Source organism: Ferruginibacter sp., assembly GCF_031391665.1.
GTDB lineage: Bacteria > Bacteroidota > Bacteroidia > Chitinophagales > Chitinophagaceae > Ferruginibacter.
Genome location: NZ_JANMUN010000032.1, coordinates 20,246 through 38,541, shown reverse-complemented (window position 1 = coordinate 38,541; position 18,296 = coordinate 20,246). Strand labels below are relative to the sequence as shown.

General features: G+C 36.0%; 17 protein-coding genes. 6 read left to right on the top strand and 11 right to left on the bottom strand.

Features of this window, described 5'->3' with window-relative positions:
• The first annotated feature begins 295 nt into the window (after window positions 1-295).
• The 3 genes from ACY651_RS02990 to ACY651_RS02980 are packed head-to-tail and all read left to right on the top strand — an operon-like array spanning window position 296 to window position 2,011.
• Window positions 296-937 carry a Pr6Pr family membrane protein gene (locus tag ACY651_RS02990; RefSeq protein WP_462249571.1) on the top strand — a complete coding sequence of 214 codons (642 nt, stop codon included), beginning with the start codon at window positions 296-298 and terminating at the stop codon, window positions 935-937.
• A gap of 30 nt (window positions 938-967) precedes the next feature.
• Window positions 968-1,732, top strand: coding sequence for an NYN domain-containing protein (locus ACY651_RS02985; protein WP_462249569.1), 765 nt, complete (start codon window positions 968-970; stop codon window positions 1,730-1,732).
• Window positions 1,733-1,765: 33 nt separating this feature from the next.
• Window positions 1,766-2,011: a hypothetical protein gene (locus tag ACY651_RS02980; RefSeq protein WP_462249567.1), complete on the top strand. Its 246-nt coding sequence runs from the start codon at window positions 1,766-1,768 to the stop codon at window positions 2,009-2,011.
• Between the two features lie 100 nt (window positions 2,012-2,111).
• Here the strand turns inward: ACY651_RS02980 and ACY651_RS02975 are convergent, their stop codons facing one another.
• On the bottom strand, window positions 2,112-3,284 hold the full coding sequence (locus ACY651_RS02975) for a THUMP domain-containing class I SAM-dependent RNA methyltransferase (protein WP_462249565.1): 1,173 nt from the start codon (window positions 3,282-3,284) through the stop codon (window positions 2,112-2,114).
• A gap of 45 nt (window positions 3,285-3,329) precedes the next feature.
• Here ACY651_RS02975 and ACY651_RS02970 point away from each other — a divergent pair, with 45 nt between their 5' ends.
• Together ACY651_RS02970 and ACY651_RS02965 are read left to right on the top strand one after the other, a co-directional pair.
• Window positions 3,330-4,523: a pyridoxal phosphate-dependent aminotransferase gene (locus tag ACY651_RS02970; RefSeq protein ID WP_462249563.1), complete on the top strand. Its 1,194-nt coding sequence runs from the start codon at window positions 3,330-3,332 to the stop codon at window positions 4,521-4,523.
• Between the two features lie 233 nt (window positions 4,524-4,756).
• Window positions 4,757-5,239 carry a hypothetical protein gene (locus ACY651_RS02965; RefSeq protein WP_462249561.1) on the top strand — a complete coding sequence of 161 codons (483 nt, stop codon included), beginning with the start codon at window positions 4,757-4,759 and terminating at the stop codon, window positions 5,237-5,239.
• A 151-nt stretch (window positions 5,240-5,390) separates the two neighbouring features.
• On the opposite strand, the gene ACY651_RS02960 is transcribed toward ACY651_RS02965, so the two are convergent.
• The 5 genes from ACY651_RS02960 to ACY651_RS02940 all read right to left on the bottom strand — a co-directional run bounded on the left by ACY651_RS02960 (window position 5,391) and on the right by ACY651_RS02940 (window position 11,371).
• Entirely contained in the window at window positions 5,391-7,415 is a 2,025-nt protein-coding gene (locus ACY651_RS02960) for a protein-disulfide reductase DsbD family protein (protein WP_462249559.1), read from the bottom strand.
• Window positions 7,416-7,432: 17 nt separating this feature from the next.
• Window positions 7,433-7,882: a protein-disulfide reductase DsbD domain-containing protein gene (locus ACY651_RS02955; protein WP_462249557.1), complete on the bottom strand. Its 450-nt coding sequence runs from the start codon at window positions 7,880-7,882 to the stop codon at window positions 7,433-7,435.
• A 78-nt stretch (window positions 7,883-7,960) separates the two neighbouring features.
• Window positions 7,961-8,632 (bottom strand): phosphoribosylformylglycinamidine synthase subunit PurQ, encoded by a 672-nt coding sequence (gene purQ / locus ACY651_RS02950; RefSeq protein WP_462249555.1) that lies wholly within the window; start codon window positions 8,630-8,632, stop codon window positions 7,961-7,963.
• Between the two features lie 149 nt (window positions 8,633-8,781).
• Complete coding sequence (locus ACY651_RS02945) at window positions 8,782-9,762, bottom strand: DUF6427 family protein (protein WP_462249553.1); 981 nt, start codon at window positions 9,760-9,762, stop codon at window positions 8,782-8,784.
• Window positions 9,763-9,844: 82 nt separating this feature from the next.
• The gene (locus ACY651_RS02940) at window positions 9,845-11,371 is read right to left on the bottom strand and encodes a hypothetical protein (protein WP_462249551.1); all 1,527 of its coding nucleotides are present in this window, start codon (window positions 11,369-11,371) and stop codon (window positions 9,845-9,847) included.
• Window positions 11,372-11,537: 166 nt separating this feature from the next.
• On the opposite strand from ACY651_RS02940, the gene ACY651_RS02935 reads away from it, so the two are divergent.
• On the top strand, window positions 11,538-12,470 hold the full coding sequence (locus tag ACY651_RS02935; RefSeq protein WP_462249549.1) for a TIGR01777 family oxidoreductase: 933 nt from the start codon (window positions 11,538-11,540) through the stop codon (window positions 12,468-12,470).
• Here the strand turns inward: ACY651_RS02935 and ACY651_RS02930 are convergent.
• The 5 genes from ACY651_RS02930 to ACY651_RS02910 form a co-directional block, all read right to left on the bottom strand.
• A complete protein-coding gene (locus ACY651_RS02930; protein WP_462249547.1) occupies window positions 12,467-13,291 on the bottom strand; it encodes a hypothetical protein in 825 nt (274 codons plus the stop codon). The two genes, ACY651_RS02935 and ACY651_RS02930, sit on opposite strands and share 4 nt — an antisense overlap.
• Window positions 13,292-13,303: 12 nt before the next feature.
• Entirely contained in the window at window positions 13,304-14,221 is a 918-nt protein-coding gene (locus ACY651_RS02925; protein ID WP_462249545.1) for an ABC transporter ATP-binding protein, read from the bottom strand.
• Window positions 14,222-14,296: 75 nt separating this feature from the next.
• A complete protein-coding gene (locus tag ACY651_RS02920) occupies window positions 14,297-14,950 on the bottom strand; it encodes a peptidase M10 (RefSeq protein ID WP_462249543.1) in 654 nt (217 codons plus the stop codon).
• Window positions 14,951-15,021: 71 nt separating this feature from the next.
• Window positions 15,022-15,573, bottom strand: a complete 552-nt coding sequence (locus ACY651_RS02915; RefSeq protein WP_462249541.1) for a transposase — start codon at window positions 15,571-15,573, stop codon at window positions 15,022-15,024.
• A 93-nt stretch (window positions 15,574-15,666) separates the two neighbouring features.
• A complete protein-coding gene (locus ACY651_RS02910) occupies window positions 15,667-18,045 on the bottom strand; it encodes a 3-hydroxyacyl-CoA dehydrogenase/enoyl-CoA hydratase family protein (RefSeq protein WP_462249539.1) in 2,379 nt (792 codons plus the stop codon).
• Window positions 18,046-18,296 lie beyond the last annotated feature (251 nt).

Genomic DNA, 18,296 nt, shown 5'->3' with positions numbered 1-18,296 from the left:
ACTGTCAACATAATCCGAACTGGAATTACAACTGGTAATTAATCCTGCTGCAGTAACGATAACAAAAAATGACTGAATGGATTTTTTCATAACTATTGTTGTTTCGTTAACAAGTTTTCAAATTCAATGCCGTTAATTTTTTATGTGCCTAAAATATTGTTTTAAACAATAAACGGGATTTTTTTTCTCACAGTGAGGAATTTAATCAACAAAAAGCTAAAAGGGCTAAAATGTTTAACCGTATTTGCTCATTTAAGAGTAAATAATTATCTTAACTTTTATAACGTTAATTAAAATGACCAATCAAACAACATCATCAACAAAAACTTATGCGGCAATTGGTGCTGTTATTGGATGGGTTGCCTTATTACTCCAGCTTTACCTGATTATTGCAAACCGTGTGGCATCTGTGCCCGAAACCATTATTCGATATTTTAGTTTTTTCACCATACTAACTAATATACTTGTTGCTGTCAGTTTTACCCAGGTGTATTTAAAAGGTATAACAGACAAGGGTAATTTTTTTACAAGGCCAAAAATTTTAACTGCCATTGCAGTTTATATTACCATTGTTGGATTAATATACAATCTTATTTTACGTTTTCTTTGGGCTCCTGTTGGAATGGCAAAACTTGTTGATGAATTATTGCATACGCTTATTCCTGTTGCCTATATTTTATTCTGGGTAAAATTTGTGCCTAAGCAATATATGGAATGGAGAAATGTTTTACCCTGGACAATTTATCCTTTAGTGTATTTAGGATATACGCTTTTACGTGGCCCTTCAGCACAATGGTATCCGTATCCTTTTGTAGATGTTATTTCATTGGGTTACAATAAGGTGCTTGTTAATAGTGCTATGGTATGTGCCGTATTTATATTCTTTTCTTTTTTATTTATTGGCATTGCAAAAATGATGAGTAAGCCTTCTGCTTAAAATGAATTATATTGTATAGAATAAATAATTATGGAAATACAAAAAGATATTCGCCTTGCAGTTTTAATTGATGCCGATAATGTGCCTTACAGCAATGTAAAAGGTGTAATGGAAGAAATTGCCAAATACGGCACGCCCACTTTTAAACGTATTTATGGCGACTGGACAAAGCCCACCGTTAGTGGCTGGAAAAATGTGCTGTTAGAAAATGCCATCACACCCATTCAGCAATACAGTTATACCAGCGGCAAAAACAGCAGCGACAGTGCACTGATTATTGATGCCATGGATATTTTATACTCCGGCAAAGCAGATGGCTTTTGCATTGTAAGCAGCGACAGCGATTTTACACGCCTTGCCACAAGATTAAGAGAAGCCGGCATGAAAGTTTTTGGCATTGGTCAAAAGAAAACGCCGAACGCTTTTATTGTGGCCTGCGATAAATTTATTTACATGGAAATTATTCCTGTATTTGAAGCAGAACCTGAAGAAACAACAACTGCTGCAAAAACAAAAACCGCCATTCCCAAACCAAAAGCTTTAGTTGATAAATTGAACAAGGAAACTTTGAAATTAATTTCCCACACTATTAATGATCTGGCCGATGAAAATGGCTGGGCATTTTTAGGGGATGTAGGTAATTTGGTAATGAAAAAGCAACCCAACTTCGATCCGAGAAATTATGGCTTTCAAAAATTAACACCACTAATAAAATCTTTACCGCAATTTGAAATTGATAAAAGAGAAACGGATAAGGCGGGGATAAAGTTGGTGTATATCAGGAATAAGGAATAAACTGTCAGCTCTTTTTAAACAGACTAAGTTATAATGGCTAAAATTGCAGAAAAAGAAAGTAATATGCAGAAAAGAAATTTTTTCGATTATTTCACTGAAGTTATTGGATGGATTCAAATTGTTGCTTCCCCTCTTTTACTAACAGGAATACCTGGCTTTTTGATATACATTTCTAATCCTACTATAACAAGACTTATTATCGGTATTGCAATTACTTTAATTGGTCTTGTTGCAGGAATAATTTTTGCTACAAAAATTTGGAAAAAAGAGGAACAATAAATTTCATTTCCAGAGTTTCAGCCACTCCTGAATTAGACAATATTGAGAAAGAATGATAAAGAAAAATAATTTTGCTTAAGAGGAATTCACGTCTCACTACTCACGCCTCACGTTTCTCCCTGCTCCCATCATACAACTCATACTCCAGCAACCTGCAATCAATCTTACTCGTATAAAATTCAATTCTTATTTTTGGTTTAAGGCCAATTTTTTTTGCCAGTTCTAAATTGCCTGTAAAAATATAACCAGTATAGCCCTTACATTTTTTCTTTAAAAAATCGCCAATGCGTTTATAAGTAATTTCCAGTTCGGCTTCCACACCTAAGCGGTCGCCGTACTCCGGGTTAAAATATACCATGCCATTTTCATTCTCCATCAATTGTGTTTCTTCAAAATCGCAAACAGCAAACTCAATCATTTCTTCCACGCCTGCAATGCCTGCATTTATTTTTGAAATGTTTACCGCATCTTCACTAATGTCAGTTGCAATAATTTTTAATTCCGGTACATCAGTAACCTGCTCTTCTAATATCTTAAATTCATTCAAATAAAATTGCTCTTCATAATTTACCAAATGCATAAAAGCATAATTATGGCGCAGCAAACCTGGTTTTCTATTGGTAGCTAATAAAGCTGCTTCAATAGCAACTGTGCCCGAGCCGCACATCGGATTAATGAAAGCCGATTTTCTATCCCAGCGGCTGGCCAGCAAAGTGGCTGCAGCAAGGCTTTCCAGCATGGGTGCTTTGCCGGGTATTTTTCTGTAGCCATGTTTGCTTAAAGTTTCTCCTGACGTATCAATAAATAATTCTGCAATGGCTTCTTTCCAGTATAAATGAATAACGGTTTTATTTAACTCCGGCCCGCTGTTGGGGCGCTGCCCGGTTTTTTCTCTAAACCTGTCCACAATGGCATCTTTCACTTTTACATTGGCAAATAAATTATTGGTGATGGTTTCATTATCTACATTGCTGGTAATACTAAAATAACCTTCCGCAGGAATAATGTTTTCCCATTCAAAATCTAATAGCGTTTTGTACAATGCATCGGCATTAACTGCTGTAAATTCTTTTACCGAAAACAACACCTGGCTGGCACAACGTAAATTCAAATTCAGTTTAATACAATCATGCAAATTTCCTTTTAACTCCACTCCTGTTTTAAAAATACGTTCGGGCTTAAAACCTAAAGCCTCCACTTCTATTTGTAAATAAGGCGAAAGGCGGTTGCTGCAGGTAATAATAATACGGCTGTTGGTTTCAAAAATTTGCATGTGCAAACTTAAAACTTATAACCTATAACTTATAACTTTGCTTTTATGCTAACAATAAGTAACCGTGGCCTGCAAATGCCCGCCTCTCCCATTCGTAAGCTGGTGCCTTATGCCGAAGCGGCAAAAAAGAAAGGCACCAAAGTGTATCATTTAAATATTGGCCAACCCGATATTGAAACACCCAAACAATGTTTGGATGCAGTGCGCCATGCCGATTTTAAAGTGCTTGAATACAGTCACAGTGCAGGCAACGAAAGCTACCGTAAAAAGTTAACGCAGTATTATAAAAAATGTGGCATAAATGTTACGGCAGAACAAATTATTATTACTACCGGCGGAAGTGAGGCGATCATTTTTGGTTTTATGGCTTGCATGGATGCAGGCGATGAAGTAATTATTCCTGAACCATTTTATGCCAACTACAATGGCTTTGCTGTAGAAGCTGGTGTAACGGTAATACCTATTACATCTTCTATTGAAAATGGATTTGCATTACCACCCATTGAAGAATTTGAAAAAGCCATTACACCAAAAACAAAAGGCATTGTTATTTGCAATCCTAATAATCCCACCGGTTATTTATACAGCGCTGCCGAAATGGAAGTGCTGAAGCAGATCATCATCAAACACAACTTATATTTATTTGCAGATGAGGCTTACCGTGAGTTTTGTTATGAAGGTACCCACACCAGCGCCATGCATTTAACGGGTGTGGATGATAATGTTATTTTGATGGACACCATCAGTAAAAGATACAGTGCCTGTGGCGGACGCATTGGAGCTTTTGTTACAAAAAATAAAAATCTTTTAGCGGCCACCATGAAATTTGCGCAGGCAAGATTAAGCCCGCCATCGTTTGCACAAATTTTAGGCGAAGCAGCAGTTGATTTACCCGATGATTATTTTGATACTACCAAAGCAGAATATAAATTACGCAGGGATACTATTGTAAAAAGATTAAATAAAATTCCCGGTGTTTTTTGCCCCAACCCCGGCGGCGCATTTTATGCCATGGCAAAATTACCTATTGATGATAGTGATACTTTTTGTCAATGGTTGTTAGAATCTTTTAGTTACAACAACAAAACGGTAATGCTTGCACCGGCTACAGGTTTTTATGGCACACCAGGCTTAGGCAAACAGGAAGTGCGTTTGGCGTATGTACTAAATACCAATGATATTAATGCCGCAATGGATTGTTTGGAAAAAGCGCTGGAAGAATATCCGGGAAGGGTGTAAGTGTTTTGCCATTTCGATCCCGATTTTTAAGGGGAAGAAATCTGCTGATTAATATTACAATGATGATGTTACAGGCAGTGGTTCATTGGTCATCATCGTTGTGTCACTCACTTGTACTGCATACCGCTATTGAACTTTTACCTAAGCGTAGTAGATTTATCAGATGCCAAAATATTGGCAAAAATTAAAATAAAAACAGCTATACTTTTTAAAGCCAATATTAAATCTTGCCAATGGATAAAAAAATAATTTTAATCTACTTATTTACTATAATTTTTGTAACTGGTTTCTCCCAGGATAAATCAAAGAGTGATTCAAGTATTTTTGCAAAAGGGATTCATCTTGAAAATTTTGATTACACTTTTCCCTGGATTTTTTATATGAAAGAAATTACAGAAAAAGGCTTTAAAAATTTAAATATTATTAAGAAAAATCGTTTACGGGTAAATATAAAATTTGATTCTGCTATCTTTTTAAACGGGATATTACTTGATAAAGTAGTTATTGCGGGGATTAAAAAGAAAGATGAAGATAAATATGAAATAATTGAATTTAGAAGTATTGTAGATACAGATGGACTAGAACGTGTTGCGAAATATTTTAATTACAAGTGGAAAGGATGGAAAACAATTAGAGGTGACAGTCCATATTATCAAATGTTATTGCAAAAAAATAAAAAATACAATTATATAATTATTCGTAAGTTTTCTCTTTAATAAGATGATTACAAGTCATTTTACCCCAGCCCACCCGCTACCGCCATACATATTATGCACTGCAGAAAAATTATTAATCTTTTACCTAAGTGTAGATGGAAGCGAATGTTTGATGAAGAGAGGAAACAAGGCATAAGAAATAAAAAATATTTTAAGGAAAACGTTTTTTAAATTCTTCCTTAACTTTTTCTAAATGCGCAATAAATTCTTTAGCTCCTTTTGTTGCATCGTAACCATAGCCACCCTGCACTAATAATTTTCCATCGCCATCTGTAAAAACATAATTGGGTTGGCCACTTGCCTGTATTAATTCTGCCTGCAGGTCTTCATTTTTATCCCCCACAGTTTCAATAGTTGAATTAAGTAACTTAGAAAATCTTTTTTCATTATCAGGTAATTCTTCATTGTAATCACAAAATAATGAAGCTACAATAAAATCATTTTTCATGCTTTGCCCAACAGCATTATCAATCCATATTTTAGATTCAAACTCACGGCAATTAACACACTGTATGCCGGTAAAATCCAGCATAACTGGTTTCTTTAAAATTTTTGCAGCTGCCAATGCTTCGTTGTAATCGTAATAAACAGTAAGGTTATTTTGTATTGCAGCAAGTGGCTCGTACTTTTTTAATTTACCCACATACTTTTGCGGAGGAGTTGCAGCACTCTTTGTTTCACCGACGGAAACTGAATTACCTCCGCCGCCGTTAGCAATAAAATCCTGCGTACCCATTGGCGGCACAAATGCAGAAACTGCTTTAAGCGGTGCACCCCAAAGCCCCGGCACTAAATACAATGCAAAAGATAAAGATGCAATAGCCAGCATTAATCTAGATACAGAAACATAAGGCAGTCCAAAATCATTTTTAGCAGATTCGCTGTCGTGTTTAAATTTAATTTTTCCTAAAAGGTAAATTCCTAATAACACAAAAATTACCACCCATAAAACAATAAATACTTCACGGTCTAAAATACGCCAGCCTTTATCTAAATCGGCATTGCTTAAAAACTTTAATGCCAATGCTAATTCTAAAAATCCCAGCACTACTTTTAAAGCATTTTGCCAGCCACCACTTTTACCGAGGCTGCTTAACAATGCCGGAAAAAAAGCAAATACAGCAAACGGTAATGCCAGCCCCAAACCAAAACCCAGCATTCCCACAATGGGCGCCAGTTTACCAGCCGCAGTTGAAAGGCCTAATAAAGAAGCCACAAAATTTCCGGTGCAACTGAACGATACCACCACCAGTGTTAATGCCATAAAGAAAATTCCGGAATAACTTCCAATGCCTGCTTTACTGTCAATTTTATTTGACCATGAAGAAGGTAAATTAATTTCAAAAGCTCCTAAAAATGAAATCCCAAAAAGTACAAATAGTGCAAAAAGAAAAACATTAAATATCCAGTTAGTAGATAAATTATTTAAAGCATTTTTAGGCAATACAGTTGCAACTAATGCGCCAACGATTGTATAAATAAGTATGATGCAAAAAGAATAGAATAAAGCATTGAACTTTCCCTGTGCTTTAGTTTTACTTCGCTTAGTAAAAAAACTAACAGTGATTGGAACCAATGCATAAACACAGGGTGTTAAAAAACCTATCAGCCCGGCTGCAATGCCTGCAAATAATAAACCCCACAATGATCCGGAATTTATTTTACTGTTACCTGCATCGGCAATTGTTGCATTATCATTTGCATCAGATGTGTTATATTGAAACTGCATAGAAATACGCTGCTCACCAGATTCTACACTTTCTCCTTTTTTATAATAGTAATTTATATTGCCAATAATACGGATGCTGTCGCCTTTATTTAATTGTATTTTTTGCAGCCATTCAACTGAATCGGTGAAGTATTTTATTGTGGCATTATTTAATGCTGCATCGGTGGTGGTTTTTAAAACCCCATTCTCTTTTATACTGTCTTTTAAAAATATTTTTGCCGCAGTGTCAAAACTAATAACCGTATTTACAGGTAAATCGTCTGCAATTTTTTGGATAGAGAAAAGTTGAACTCCGGCCGCTGGCTTTGCAGTTATTTTTAATTGGTATTCCCCGTTGCCGGTTTTTACTTTATCAAAACTAAACTGCACAGGTTGTTTATCCTGTGCAGTTGAAAAAAGCGATAGAAAAATTAAGTTTACAAAAAGCAGCAGCCTGTACTTTATCATTTTTTAAATTTAGCTTTTCAATTTAATGCGATATTGAATTTTTCGGTAGTAGGTGGCATACAGGTCCTGTCATTACAAATCATAGATTCTATTTCGCCACTTACATTTGTTTTTATTTTACCCTTAACGGTAACAATTTGCACAAAATCAACCTTACCCTGAAAGTATTTTACATTCACTTTAAAATTATTATCAAAATAATTTACCAATTTACCTGTTTCTTTTACCTTTCCCGATCTGCCAACAAGTGCATTAGTATTAAACTTAAATGTGGTAGGTACAGGGCCGCCATCGGGAGTATTTTGAGAATAGATATGCCATCCAACAGGAGGAGTAGCAATCATGTGTAATTCGTATTTATTACCTGCTAATTTTTTGGCAGAATAGGTCCAGGTAATTTTTGTTCCCTGTGCATTAACCACTCCAATAAACATCACCAGTACAATTGCAAAAAATATTTTTTTCATTTTTTATTTTTATTATACAAAATTATCAATAAGACCTTTAATAACCTTTCGGGTATTGTACACTTACACCTTTTAACATTAATTTATTCCAAACAGGTGATTGAATACATTTTTTCCGTCTTCATTATTTAATATACTGCTGGTGGCTCTTTCAGGATGTGGCATCATACCATATACGTTTCTTTCCTTATTACAGATTCCTGCAATGTTGTGTATTGCACCGTTAGGATTAGCTTCTTTTGTTATTTTCCCTGCTTCATCGCAATAGCGGTAAATGATCTGGCGGTGCATTTCCAGTTCTTCCAATGTTTTATCGTTGGCAAAATAGCGACCCTCGCCATGTGCCACCGGTATTTGTAAGGGTTGGCAACCTGCAGCAGCGGCTTCTTTTATATAAACGTTTTTGCACACAAATTGTTGCTGGCTGTTGCGTAATAATACACCGGGCAACAATCCGCTTTCGCATAAAATTTGAAAGCCATTACAAACACCTAAAACTTTACCACCTTTATTGGCAAACTCTATTACGCTTTGCATCATGGGGCTAAAACGGGCAATAGCGCCGCAGCGCAAATAATCGCCGTAGCTAAAACCACCGGGCAGTACAATACAATCATCTGTGGTAAACATGCTAAGGTCTTTATCTTTATGCCAAAGCTGAATTACCTGCTGCTGCAAATCGTTTTTAAGCGATTCCATCATATCTCTGTCGCAATTACTGCCGGGAAAAACTACTACGCCAAACTTCATGTACTGATATATTTAAGTTACAAATGTAAAACAATATCGAATATCGAATTTACGAATGTGGAATGTTTGGAAATACAATTGCTTTAAACTTACAACTACTTAAGATTTGAGTTACATCCGATATTCGCCATTTACAAATTCAAAATTTTTTAATGCACAAAATAGCTGATGGCAATTACAAAAGCCACCATTATCCAGTGCAGCGCCAGCGGAATTGTTTTTTTGACAGGGTACAAAAATGCTGCTCCCAAAAGTGCAGAGAGCGGCACAGCACATAAAATCCAGTATTCGAAAGCGTGGGTGGCATTTATAAATGGTACAAAAACGGCTACCACAATGTATAAAAAAATAAGGCTCCAGCTTTTACGTGCTTGTATTAATTGCCGCCTGAAATTTTGCTGTACATAAAACAGCCCTGCAACTGCTGTAATTATTACAGTAATTATAGCAACCAGCGACCAGGTAGTTTGATTAAATTTTGGGCTGGTAACTGCAAAGCCTGGAAACTGGTAGCCTTTTAAATTGTCGGTTAAAAACGCAATAGCCAGTAAAAAATAATAAGGGGTGATGATGCCAAGCAAAGCTATTAACCACTCCGATAATATAAAGGGCCGTATTAATGCTAAGCCAAAAATAATTAATGCTGCAAATGCCAGCGATGGAAAATAAAAAAATGTACAAATGCCTATGGCAAAACCAATATTAAAAAGTGAAGTTTTAGGGCTTGTATCATTGTACAAACCACTCATACGTGCCCAAACCCAAATTAAAAGTGAGTTGATTATTAGCGGCGCCGAAAGCATATTCCATTCTGCAAATAAAGAAGTAACCAGCATATAGCTCATGCCTGTTAAGTAATTATTTTTTTGCATCAACCTTAAATCGTTGGCTAATTTATTAAATGAAACGGCCTGGCTGTACAATAAAACAAAAGCTATTACGCCATAAATTATGGGAAAGGCAGTTCCAAACGGTTGTACCCATTTTAATAAAGCTTTGTATAAAAATCCATCTGTTTGCTGTGGCTGCGGAATGGCGGGATGCAAGAATACAGGCAGCTTAAGCAATATGCCATAAACAAGCAACAAAAAAGTATTGTAAGGATTGTTGGCTTTAAAAGTGCCTGTCACAAATAATTAATTAATGAATAATGCTTTGCAAAGGTGGTTAATTATTACAATCAATAAAAAGATTTTTTTGCTGGCACTTAATCTATTGAAAATCTACTTTGGCAAAACAAATAAAACTTCTGTAGGTACAGGGTATAATTACCTGATTGGCTCCAACCTGTTTGCTTAACCTCGTCATAAACTGGTAGCCTCTTTCCTGGCTTTTTAAAGTAGGATTACGGGTTAACTGGCCCGTGGGTGAAATACTCTGGTTGGCAATTATTTGATTCCTGTTTTTATCATCATTAAATAAAAAATGTATTTCGCCGCCCCTGTTTATGGTAGAGAATGACAAAAAATTATCATTATCGTCATCAAACTGATCTTTATGAATTATTTTACTCCATTCTATTTTACCATTTTTATCGGCACTTATTATTAAAATGTTGGCATAGTAATACCTGGTGCTTTGATTATTATTATTAAAACTGCTTAATGGCCGGTAATAACCATAATAAGGGTTGTAATAATAATTGGAGTAAGGGCTGTAATAATAATTGTTCAAATAATCCCAACGGTTCCATTGATTGTTACCGCTGCCTCTTCCCTGGCTCGAAAAATCTTCGGCAGTAAGTAAAAAGCCGCCATCTTTTTTTACTACAACCTGGCGTATAAATAAATCATCAAGTGCAAAACGCAACTGGCCCGATGTTTTTACTTCGTTTCTTAAAGAATCGCCTAACTCCACAAAACCCTGTGCCAAATTGTTGTTGTTTTTTTTATCCCAAATGCTGGTAAAAAGCCCTTCTATACTGCCCCGGTTTTTTTTAAAATAAAAAGAGTTGATGATGTAGCGCTTATTCAGGTTATCTACTTTTAATTTTACCTCGTCAATATAATTTTTATTAAGATCGATAGTATTATAAGCAAGGGTATCCTGCTGCGCCTGCTTTATTACAAGGCTTAAGCTATTGCTGTTATCCCTGTTACCGCTATGGCTGTCTTTTGTAAAAACAAAATTGCCTTCGTTATCCACTAAAAAGTTATCGTAGTTATCCCTCCGCTCTTCAAACGCAAGTGCCTGCCTGTTTTTGTTAGCAATTAATTTTAAATCGCTGTTAAACAAAAGGGTTACTATATTAAACTTGTCGTTTTTTTTATGAATTTTAAACACCATTATTTTTTGTTTATCCTCGCTGTTAATGGTGGTGTAAATTTTATTATCGGCCAGTATAGATATTTGTGTAGTATCCAGTTCAATGGGGTCTGATATTTTTTTTGCATTACCATCCATTTTAACAGCCATACAGTGTAAAATGTTTTTTTTCTGATACTGATAAATCATATAAAAATGATCAGGGTAAATAACAAAGTCTACATTAAAAGTTTTATCAGGTATAAAATCGAGTTTAATGGTTTCCTTTATCTTCATATCATCGCCAAAAATATTGATCTTATGGCGCCAGCGTATGTTTTTATACACTAAAAAGTTGCCATTCATTTTACCGATAATTTCAAAATTAATATCCCTGCTGTCTTCCTGCTCAAAATCGGAATAGGTTACCCGCTGGCTGAGTACCGCCGCCGGTAGTATTAAAAAAACTATGATACTAAAAATTAAATTTTTCATCAGAAGAATCTTTACATTAAAATTACGAATTAAAAGTCAATAGCGTTAAATTACATGAGGTAAGCCAATACTACCCATCAAATCTATTATTCAAACATTTATCCCAAAATTGTAAACAAGATGTGAAATATTTTGTTTTTACACAAACCACAAAATTATTTTATTAATGCAAACAGTATTAATCAGCGGCGGCACAGGGTTATTGGGCAAAGCCTTAACCAAACATTTAACAGCAAAAGGTTACGGTGTAATAATACTAAGCAGGCAGTTGCCGGCTGCTAACGGCCAGTTGCCCGGCACTAATATCAGTTATGCAAAATGGGATGTAAAGCAGCAGCAAATGGATATTGAAGCTTTGCAAAAAGCCGATTATATTATTCACCTTGCAGGTGCGGGGGTAATGGAAAAAAAATGGACCGAAGAATATAAAAAAGAAATTGTAAGCAGCAGAACAGAAAGTGCAAAATTGATAGTAGAAAGTTTAAAACAAAACCCCAATAAAGTTAAAGCAGTTATTAGTGCCAGCGCTATTGGTTATTATGGCGAAGATAAAAACGATGGTAAATTTTTTACAGAAGATGACCCGGCTGATGATAATTTTTTAGGCGAAACCTGCAAACTTTGGGAAGAAAGTATAACACCGGTAACTGCTTTAAACAAAAGATTGGTAAAATTAAGAATTGGTATTGTATTGAGTAAAAATGGCGGGGCATTAAAAGAATTTATTACACCACTTAAAATGGGTGTTGCAGCAATTTTAGGTAATGGCAAACAAATGATAAGCTGGATACATATTGATGATTTGTGCAGGTTATTTTTATTTGCTGTAGAAAACGAAAAGATAAATGGTGTTTACAATGCCGTAGCCCCTGCCGCGGTAAATAATAAAACATTAACACTTACCCTTGCAAAAAAAATGAAGCGTTTATTTTACATTCCCTTTTATGTGCCGGTTTTGATTTTAAAAATAATGTTGGGCAACAGAAGTATAGAAATATTAAAAAGTGCAACCGTTAGCTGTAAAAAAATTATAGCTGCCGGTTTTGATTTTAAATTTGAAAACATTGAAACAGCATTGGAAGATATAGTGAAACATTAAAGATCCGATTTAACGAATTTTTTTGTAGCCCAAAAATAAAACAGCGCCAGGTAAGCAGCAGCCAGCACCCACACCAGCCAGGTAATATCTTGCGGCATAATTGCTTTGCTCATCGATTTTACTGCGTTATCAGGAAATTCCAGTAAACCGTCTACAGCATTTAAAGGCAAATAATCACCTATATTGCCTAAGTCGGTACTTTTTTCTCTTTTTAAATATATACTCAGGCCCCACAACAACTGGCTTATAAAATTTTCGGCACCCATATAAATAAACAACAGGCCAATTGCAAAACCGGTACGTTTTATTAATACAGCAATAAGCACCGCAAACAAATTATAGGTAATGGCTTTTAAAAAAAAGTAGCCCACATTGGCAATACCAGCAAAAGAAAAAGAAGTACCGGAAGACCAACCAAATACCAGTGCTGTAAAAAAAACCAGCACTGTTGATACTAACGCAAAAATTAAGGCCAGCATTATTTTTATACCAATAAACTGCTGGCGTGTCAGCCCATCAATTATATTTTGACGGTGTGTTTTAAAACCAAATTCATTAGTTATTAAAATAGCCAGCAGCATGGCTGGTAAAAGCAAAATACAGCCTGATGCATAGCTGGTGGTATGCCACGTCATAGCAAAGCTGTAAGGCGGTGTAAAAGAAACCATACCGGCAGCTGGTACCTGCTGCACCACTTCCCTGTTTATAATATATACCACGTAATTTGTTACAATAACCCCTAAACCAAAAAATATAGCCAGCACTTTAAATGCGGTATAATTTTTAAGTTTCATCCATTCAATTTTTAATAACTCAACCATAGTATTATAATTTTACTTTTCGCTTTTAGTACCTGTTATTTCTAAAAATCTTTTTTCAAGAGATTTACGTTTTACATAAAGTTTATTCAGCACAATACCTTTTTCAAAACACCAGCGATTTACCTGGGCTGCAGTTAGGGTATCGTCGCATATCAATTCTATACCAGCGTCTGTAACAGATGCACTTTTCAATCCCTGCATTTGTTGTATAATGGCGAGCAAGCTATCATTGTCATCTGAAGCAATCTCCATTAAAACCGTTGTATCATCTTCTCCTAAATGCATTACTTCTTTTACCGAACCAACCGTTTTTAAAACTCCTTTTTGAATAATGGCCACATGTGTACAAACTTTTTCCACTTCATCCAGAATATGGCTGGCCATAATAATGGTTTTGCCTTTGCGGTTCAGTTCTTTTATCAATTCCCGTATCTCTGCAATACCAGCGGGGTCAAGGCCGTTAGTAGGTTCATCAAAAACTAAAATATCAGGGTTGCCTAACAAAGCTGCAGCAATGGCCAGCCGCTGTTTCATACCTAAAGAAAAAGTGCTGAATTTTGAATCTTTGCGCTGGTAAAGGTTTACGATCTTCAGCACATGCTCAATATCTTCTTCTCCCCTGCCTTTTATCCTGGCTGCAATTTTTAAATTTCTTTCGGCACTTAAATAATGATAAAAATTTGGTGTTTCTAAAAGTGTACCTATTTTTTTTCTTTGTGCTGCAGTACTGCTTTGCTCACCCATCCATGAAAAGGTACCGCCGCTTGCTTTTAATACATCCATTACAATACCCAGTAAAGTAGTTTTACCGCTGCCGTTGGGGCCAAGTATTCCAAAAACAGTTTGTTGCGGCACATCAAAACTTACGTTTTGCAAAGCTTGTATTTTGCCGTAATTTTTAGAAAGGTCTTTAATAGAAAGAACAGCCATAGCTAATTATTATTATTGGGTTTGAAGATAAGGGATTTTTATTTTGAAAAAAGGTATGAATATTATCAGCGGTAGTTATTGCAAATGTTTATTATGCCATATTGAAGAAAAGCCACCCAATACCGCAAAGCCATTTTTATTAAAACTAAGTTTATGCAATTTCAGATCATCAACATCCTGCTGCAAAACTTTTCTTGTAAATGGATTTAGTGTGCCGCCATCTTCGCCGGGTGCAACATTGGAGTAGTATTGAAAATCTGGATCAACCCATGTACCTCTCGGATACATAATGCCCGGTGTTCCTCTTCCCCGTATATCTAATTCATCGGGGTGATCGAGGCCCAAAGTATGTCCAAACTCATGCGCTGCGGTGGTGGAATTATTCAACAAATTTTCTAATTTAAAATAACCTGTGTTACTGTTTAATCCATCTACAAAAGAAATATTACCCGAAGCATATTCTTCTATCCTGAAATAATTATTGCTTGGGTTTGTATTTTCATGGATCATTTCAGGCGTTAATGATCTGGCCCAAATACCTTCCATATTAAACCTTACATCAAATGTTTGATTCTTAATAGTTACCATTCCACTAGCGTCATTCCAAAAATGAGCAATATCTGCAGCAATAAATTTTGCAATGGCATCATTTGCCGCATCGCCGTAAATAAATATTACGGCATTGATGAGGAGTTGATTTTTTTGTGGTAGTAATTGAGCTTCTCCCATTTTTTTACATGGTCTGACGTCCCCGTCTGACCATGTAAAAAAACAGCAGCCAGACAGAAATTATAAAATTATTAATTAAATCCGCAAATTTGCATTGCCAGTTCTTTATTACAAATTGAATTTGTTCTCAATCCATTATAAAATCTAAAAGAAGACCATTTCCAATCAGCAGGATTTTTTACAATACCTGCCTCTACTGCATTATAATGTAAATAATTAAAAGTATTTAAGTAATAATCTTGCTTTGATAAATATTGCCCGTTATCAGATGCTTCATCGTTTAGACAGATAGCTTTAGTTTTTGGGCGGAATAAAGACCCACTTCGATTATTTTTTATATTGAATTCGTGTGCATAGGTGCTCAATACTTTTCTGAATCCATTTGTAACAGGGTCAAGCAATAAGCCGCCTTGCTTTTTTACATCTAGGCATCTTTTATCAGCAAAAATCATAAAATGAAAATGATTATGCATAAGGCACCAAGCTAATGTTTCGCAATGAGGAACAATGTGTGCCTTATATAATTGCAAAAAATAAAGAAACTGAAAATCTTCAATGAATACATTTTGTTGATTATTTCCCTGATTGTAAACATGATAAATATTTTCAGGAAGAAATTTCATTTTATCTTTTTGGTAATTAATACTATTTATTTTTTACTACACAGCAAGCTGCTTAGTAGTTACATGGTCAGACGTGGACGTCAGACCATGTAACTAATTCCGCAACGGCTTACCACTTTTCAAAATACTCTGTATCCGCTCCAGTGTTTTTTTCTCTCCCGTTAAACTTAAAAAAGCTTCTCTTTCCAGATCTAACAAATATTGTTCGCTTACTAATTGGGGTTCACTTAAATCGCCGCCGCACATAACATACGCTAATTTTTTTGCAACAGTTACATCGTGGTCGGTAGCGTAGTTGGCACGCCACATACCATTAATGCCGGCATGCATAGCGCCCAATGAACTGCGGCCTAAAACTTTTATATCGGTACGCTGCACTGGCATTACATAACCATCGTTATACAAATCAACAACAGCCTGTTTAGCTTCAGCAATTCTTCTGCCCGAATTAATGCTAACGGTATCTCTTCCTTTTCTGTAAATACCTAAATCAAAAGCTTCGTAAGCAGAGGTGCCTACTTTTGCAGTAGCAATGGTTAAGAAACGGTTTTGTAAGGTCAAAGTATCTACTTCGCCTTCGTGCATTTCATCTGCGGCACGCAATACAAATTCTTTAGTGCCGCCACCGCCGGGTATAACGCCGATGCCTACCTCTACTAAACCGGTGTAGGTTTCTGCAGCTGCAATAACTTTATCAGCATGCAAACTCATTTCGCAGGCGCCGCCCAATGCTAAACCATGCGGTGCAACCACTACCGGAATGCCGGAGTAACGAACCCTCATCATAGTTTGCTGAAACTGCCGTATGGCCATATCAATTTCATCATAATCCTGCTCTATCGCCAACATAAAAATCATGCCCACATTTGCACCGGCACTAAAGTTGGCGCCATCATTTGCAATTACTAATCCTTTATAATTGCCTTCTGCAAGCGCAATTGATTTTTGAATACCTTCCAGCACTTCCCCGCCAATGCTCCCCATTTTAGTGTACCATTCCAATCCTAAAACATCATCACCTAAATGATAAGTTCTGCAAGCCGAATTTTTCCAAACCGTTTCGTTTTCAAAATTCTTCATTACAATAAATGATTCGCCGCCGGGCAATGCTTTGTAAGTTTTAGTGGCTACATCGTAACATAAACGTTTACCGTTTTCTAATTTATAAAAAGATTTGTTACCGGCTGCAATCATTTCATCAACCCATGGTGCCACTTTATATCCTGCGGCCTTCATGGCTTCAGTAGTTTTTGCAACGCCTAAAACGTCCCAGCTTTCAAATGCACCAATCTCCCAGCCAAAACCTGCCATCATACCATCATCAACCCTGTATAATTCATCAGTTATCTCCGGTATGCGGTGACTGATGTACGAAAATAAACTGTAATGAAACTGGCGGTAAAATTCTCCTGCTTTATCTGTGCCAGCACACAATGCTTTTAATCTTACATTTAAATCTTCAATAGGTTTAGCTGCTTCTAAAGTTGCAAATTTTGGCTTTTGCCTTGCGCCATATTCCATGGTTTGCAAATTCAAAGTAAGAATTTCTTTTTCGCCTTTATCGCTTTTCGTCTTCTTAAAAAAGCCCTGGCCTGTTTTATCACCCAGCCAGTTATTTTCTATCATTTTATTTAACCATGCAGGAATATTAAATACAGCTTTGGCTTCATCATTGGGGCAATTATCAGCCACACCTTTTGCCACTTTTACCAATGTATCAATACCCACTACATCTGCCGTACGGAATGTTGCAGATTTTGGCCTGCCAATAACCGGCCCTGTTAAGGCATCAATTTCATCTACATTTAATTGCAATTTTTCCATGGCATTCATTATAGCCATCATACCAAACACACCTACACGATTGGCAATAAATGCAGGCGTATCTTTACACAACACCGTTGTTTTACCTAATTGCAAACTGCCATAGTGCATTAAAAAATCTACTACTGCGGCATCTGTAAATGGTGTTGGTATTATTTCTAACAAACGCAAATACCTGGGCGGATTAAAAAAGTGTGTGCCGCAAAAATGTTTTTTAAAATCATCGCTCCTGCCTTCGGCCATCATGTGTATAGGAATGCCCGATGTGTTGGAAGTTATTAAAGTGCCCGGTTTGCGGTATTTTTCTACTTCTGTAAAAACAGATTGTTTGATGTCTAATCTTTCCACTATTACTTCTATCACCCAATCGCAATCGGCAATTTCTTTCATATTGTCGGTAAAGTTGCCGGTCTTTATTTTCTTTATTACATCTTTTGTATAAACCGGGCTTGGGTTACTTTTAATGGCTGCAGTTAATGCATCATTAACTATTTTATTTTTTTCTGCAGGCTTTGCACCTTCGGCCAAATCCTTAGGCTGAATATCTAATAACAACACCTGTAAACCTACGCCTGCAAAATGACAAGCGATACGACTGCCCATTACGCCGCTACCTAAAACGGCTACTTTTTTAATGATTCTTTGCATGATATATTATTGTGTGTACAAAATTAATCTTCTTTATTCAAATTAGTTAGCTAAACAACTAATTTTATTCGAAGATAGGTTTTAAGAGGGAAAAAACGCAATACACCGTATAATTACATACTAAAAATTGAAAAACTACGTTTATGTTCTTTCCGGGTGCTTTTACAGTACGCAGCGGGAGAAAAAATCTATGATTAACTAATTAAATTATTGTGATGCATTTTTAATTTACTTAAATTACTGCACAATCC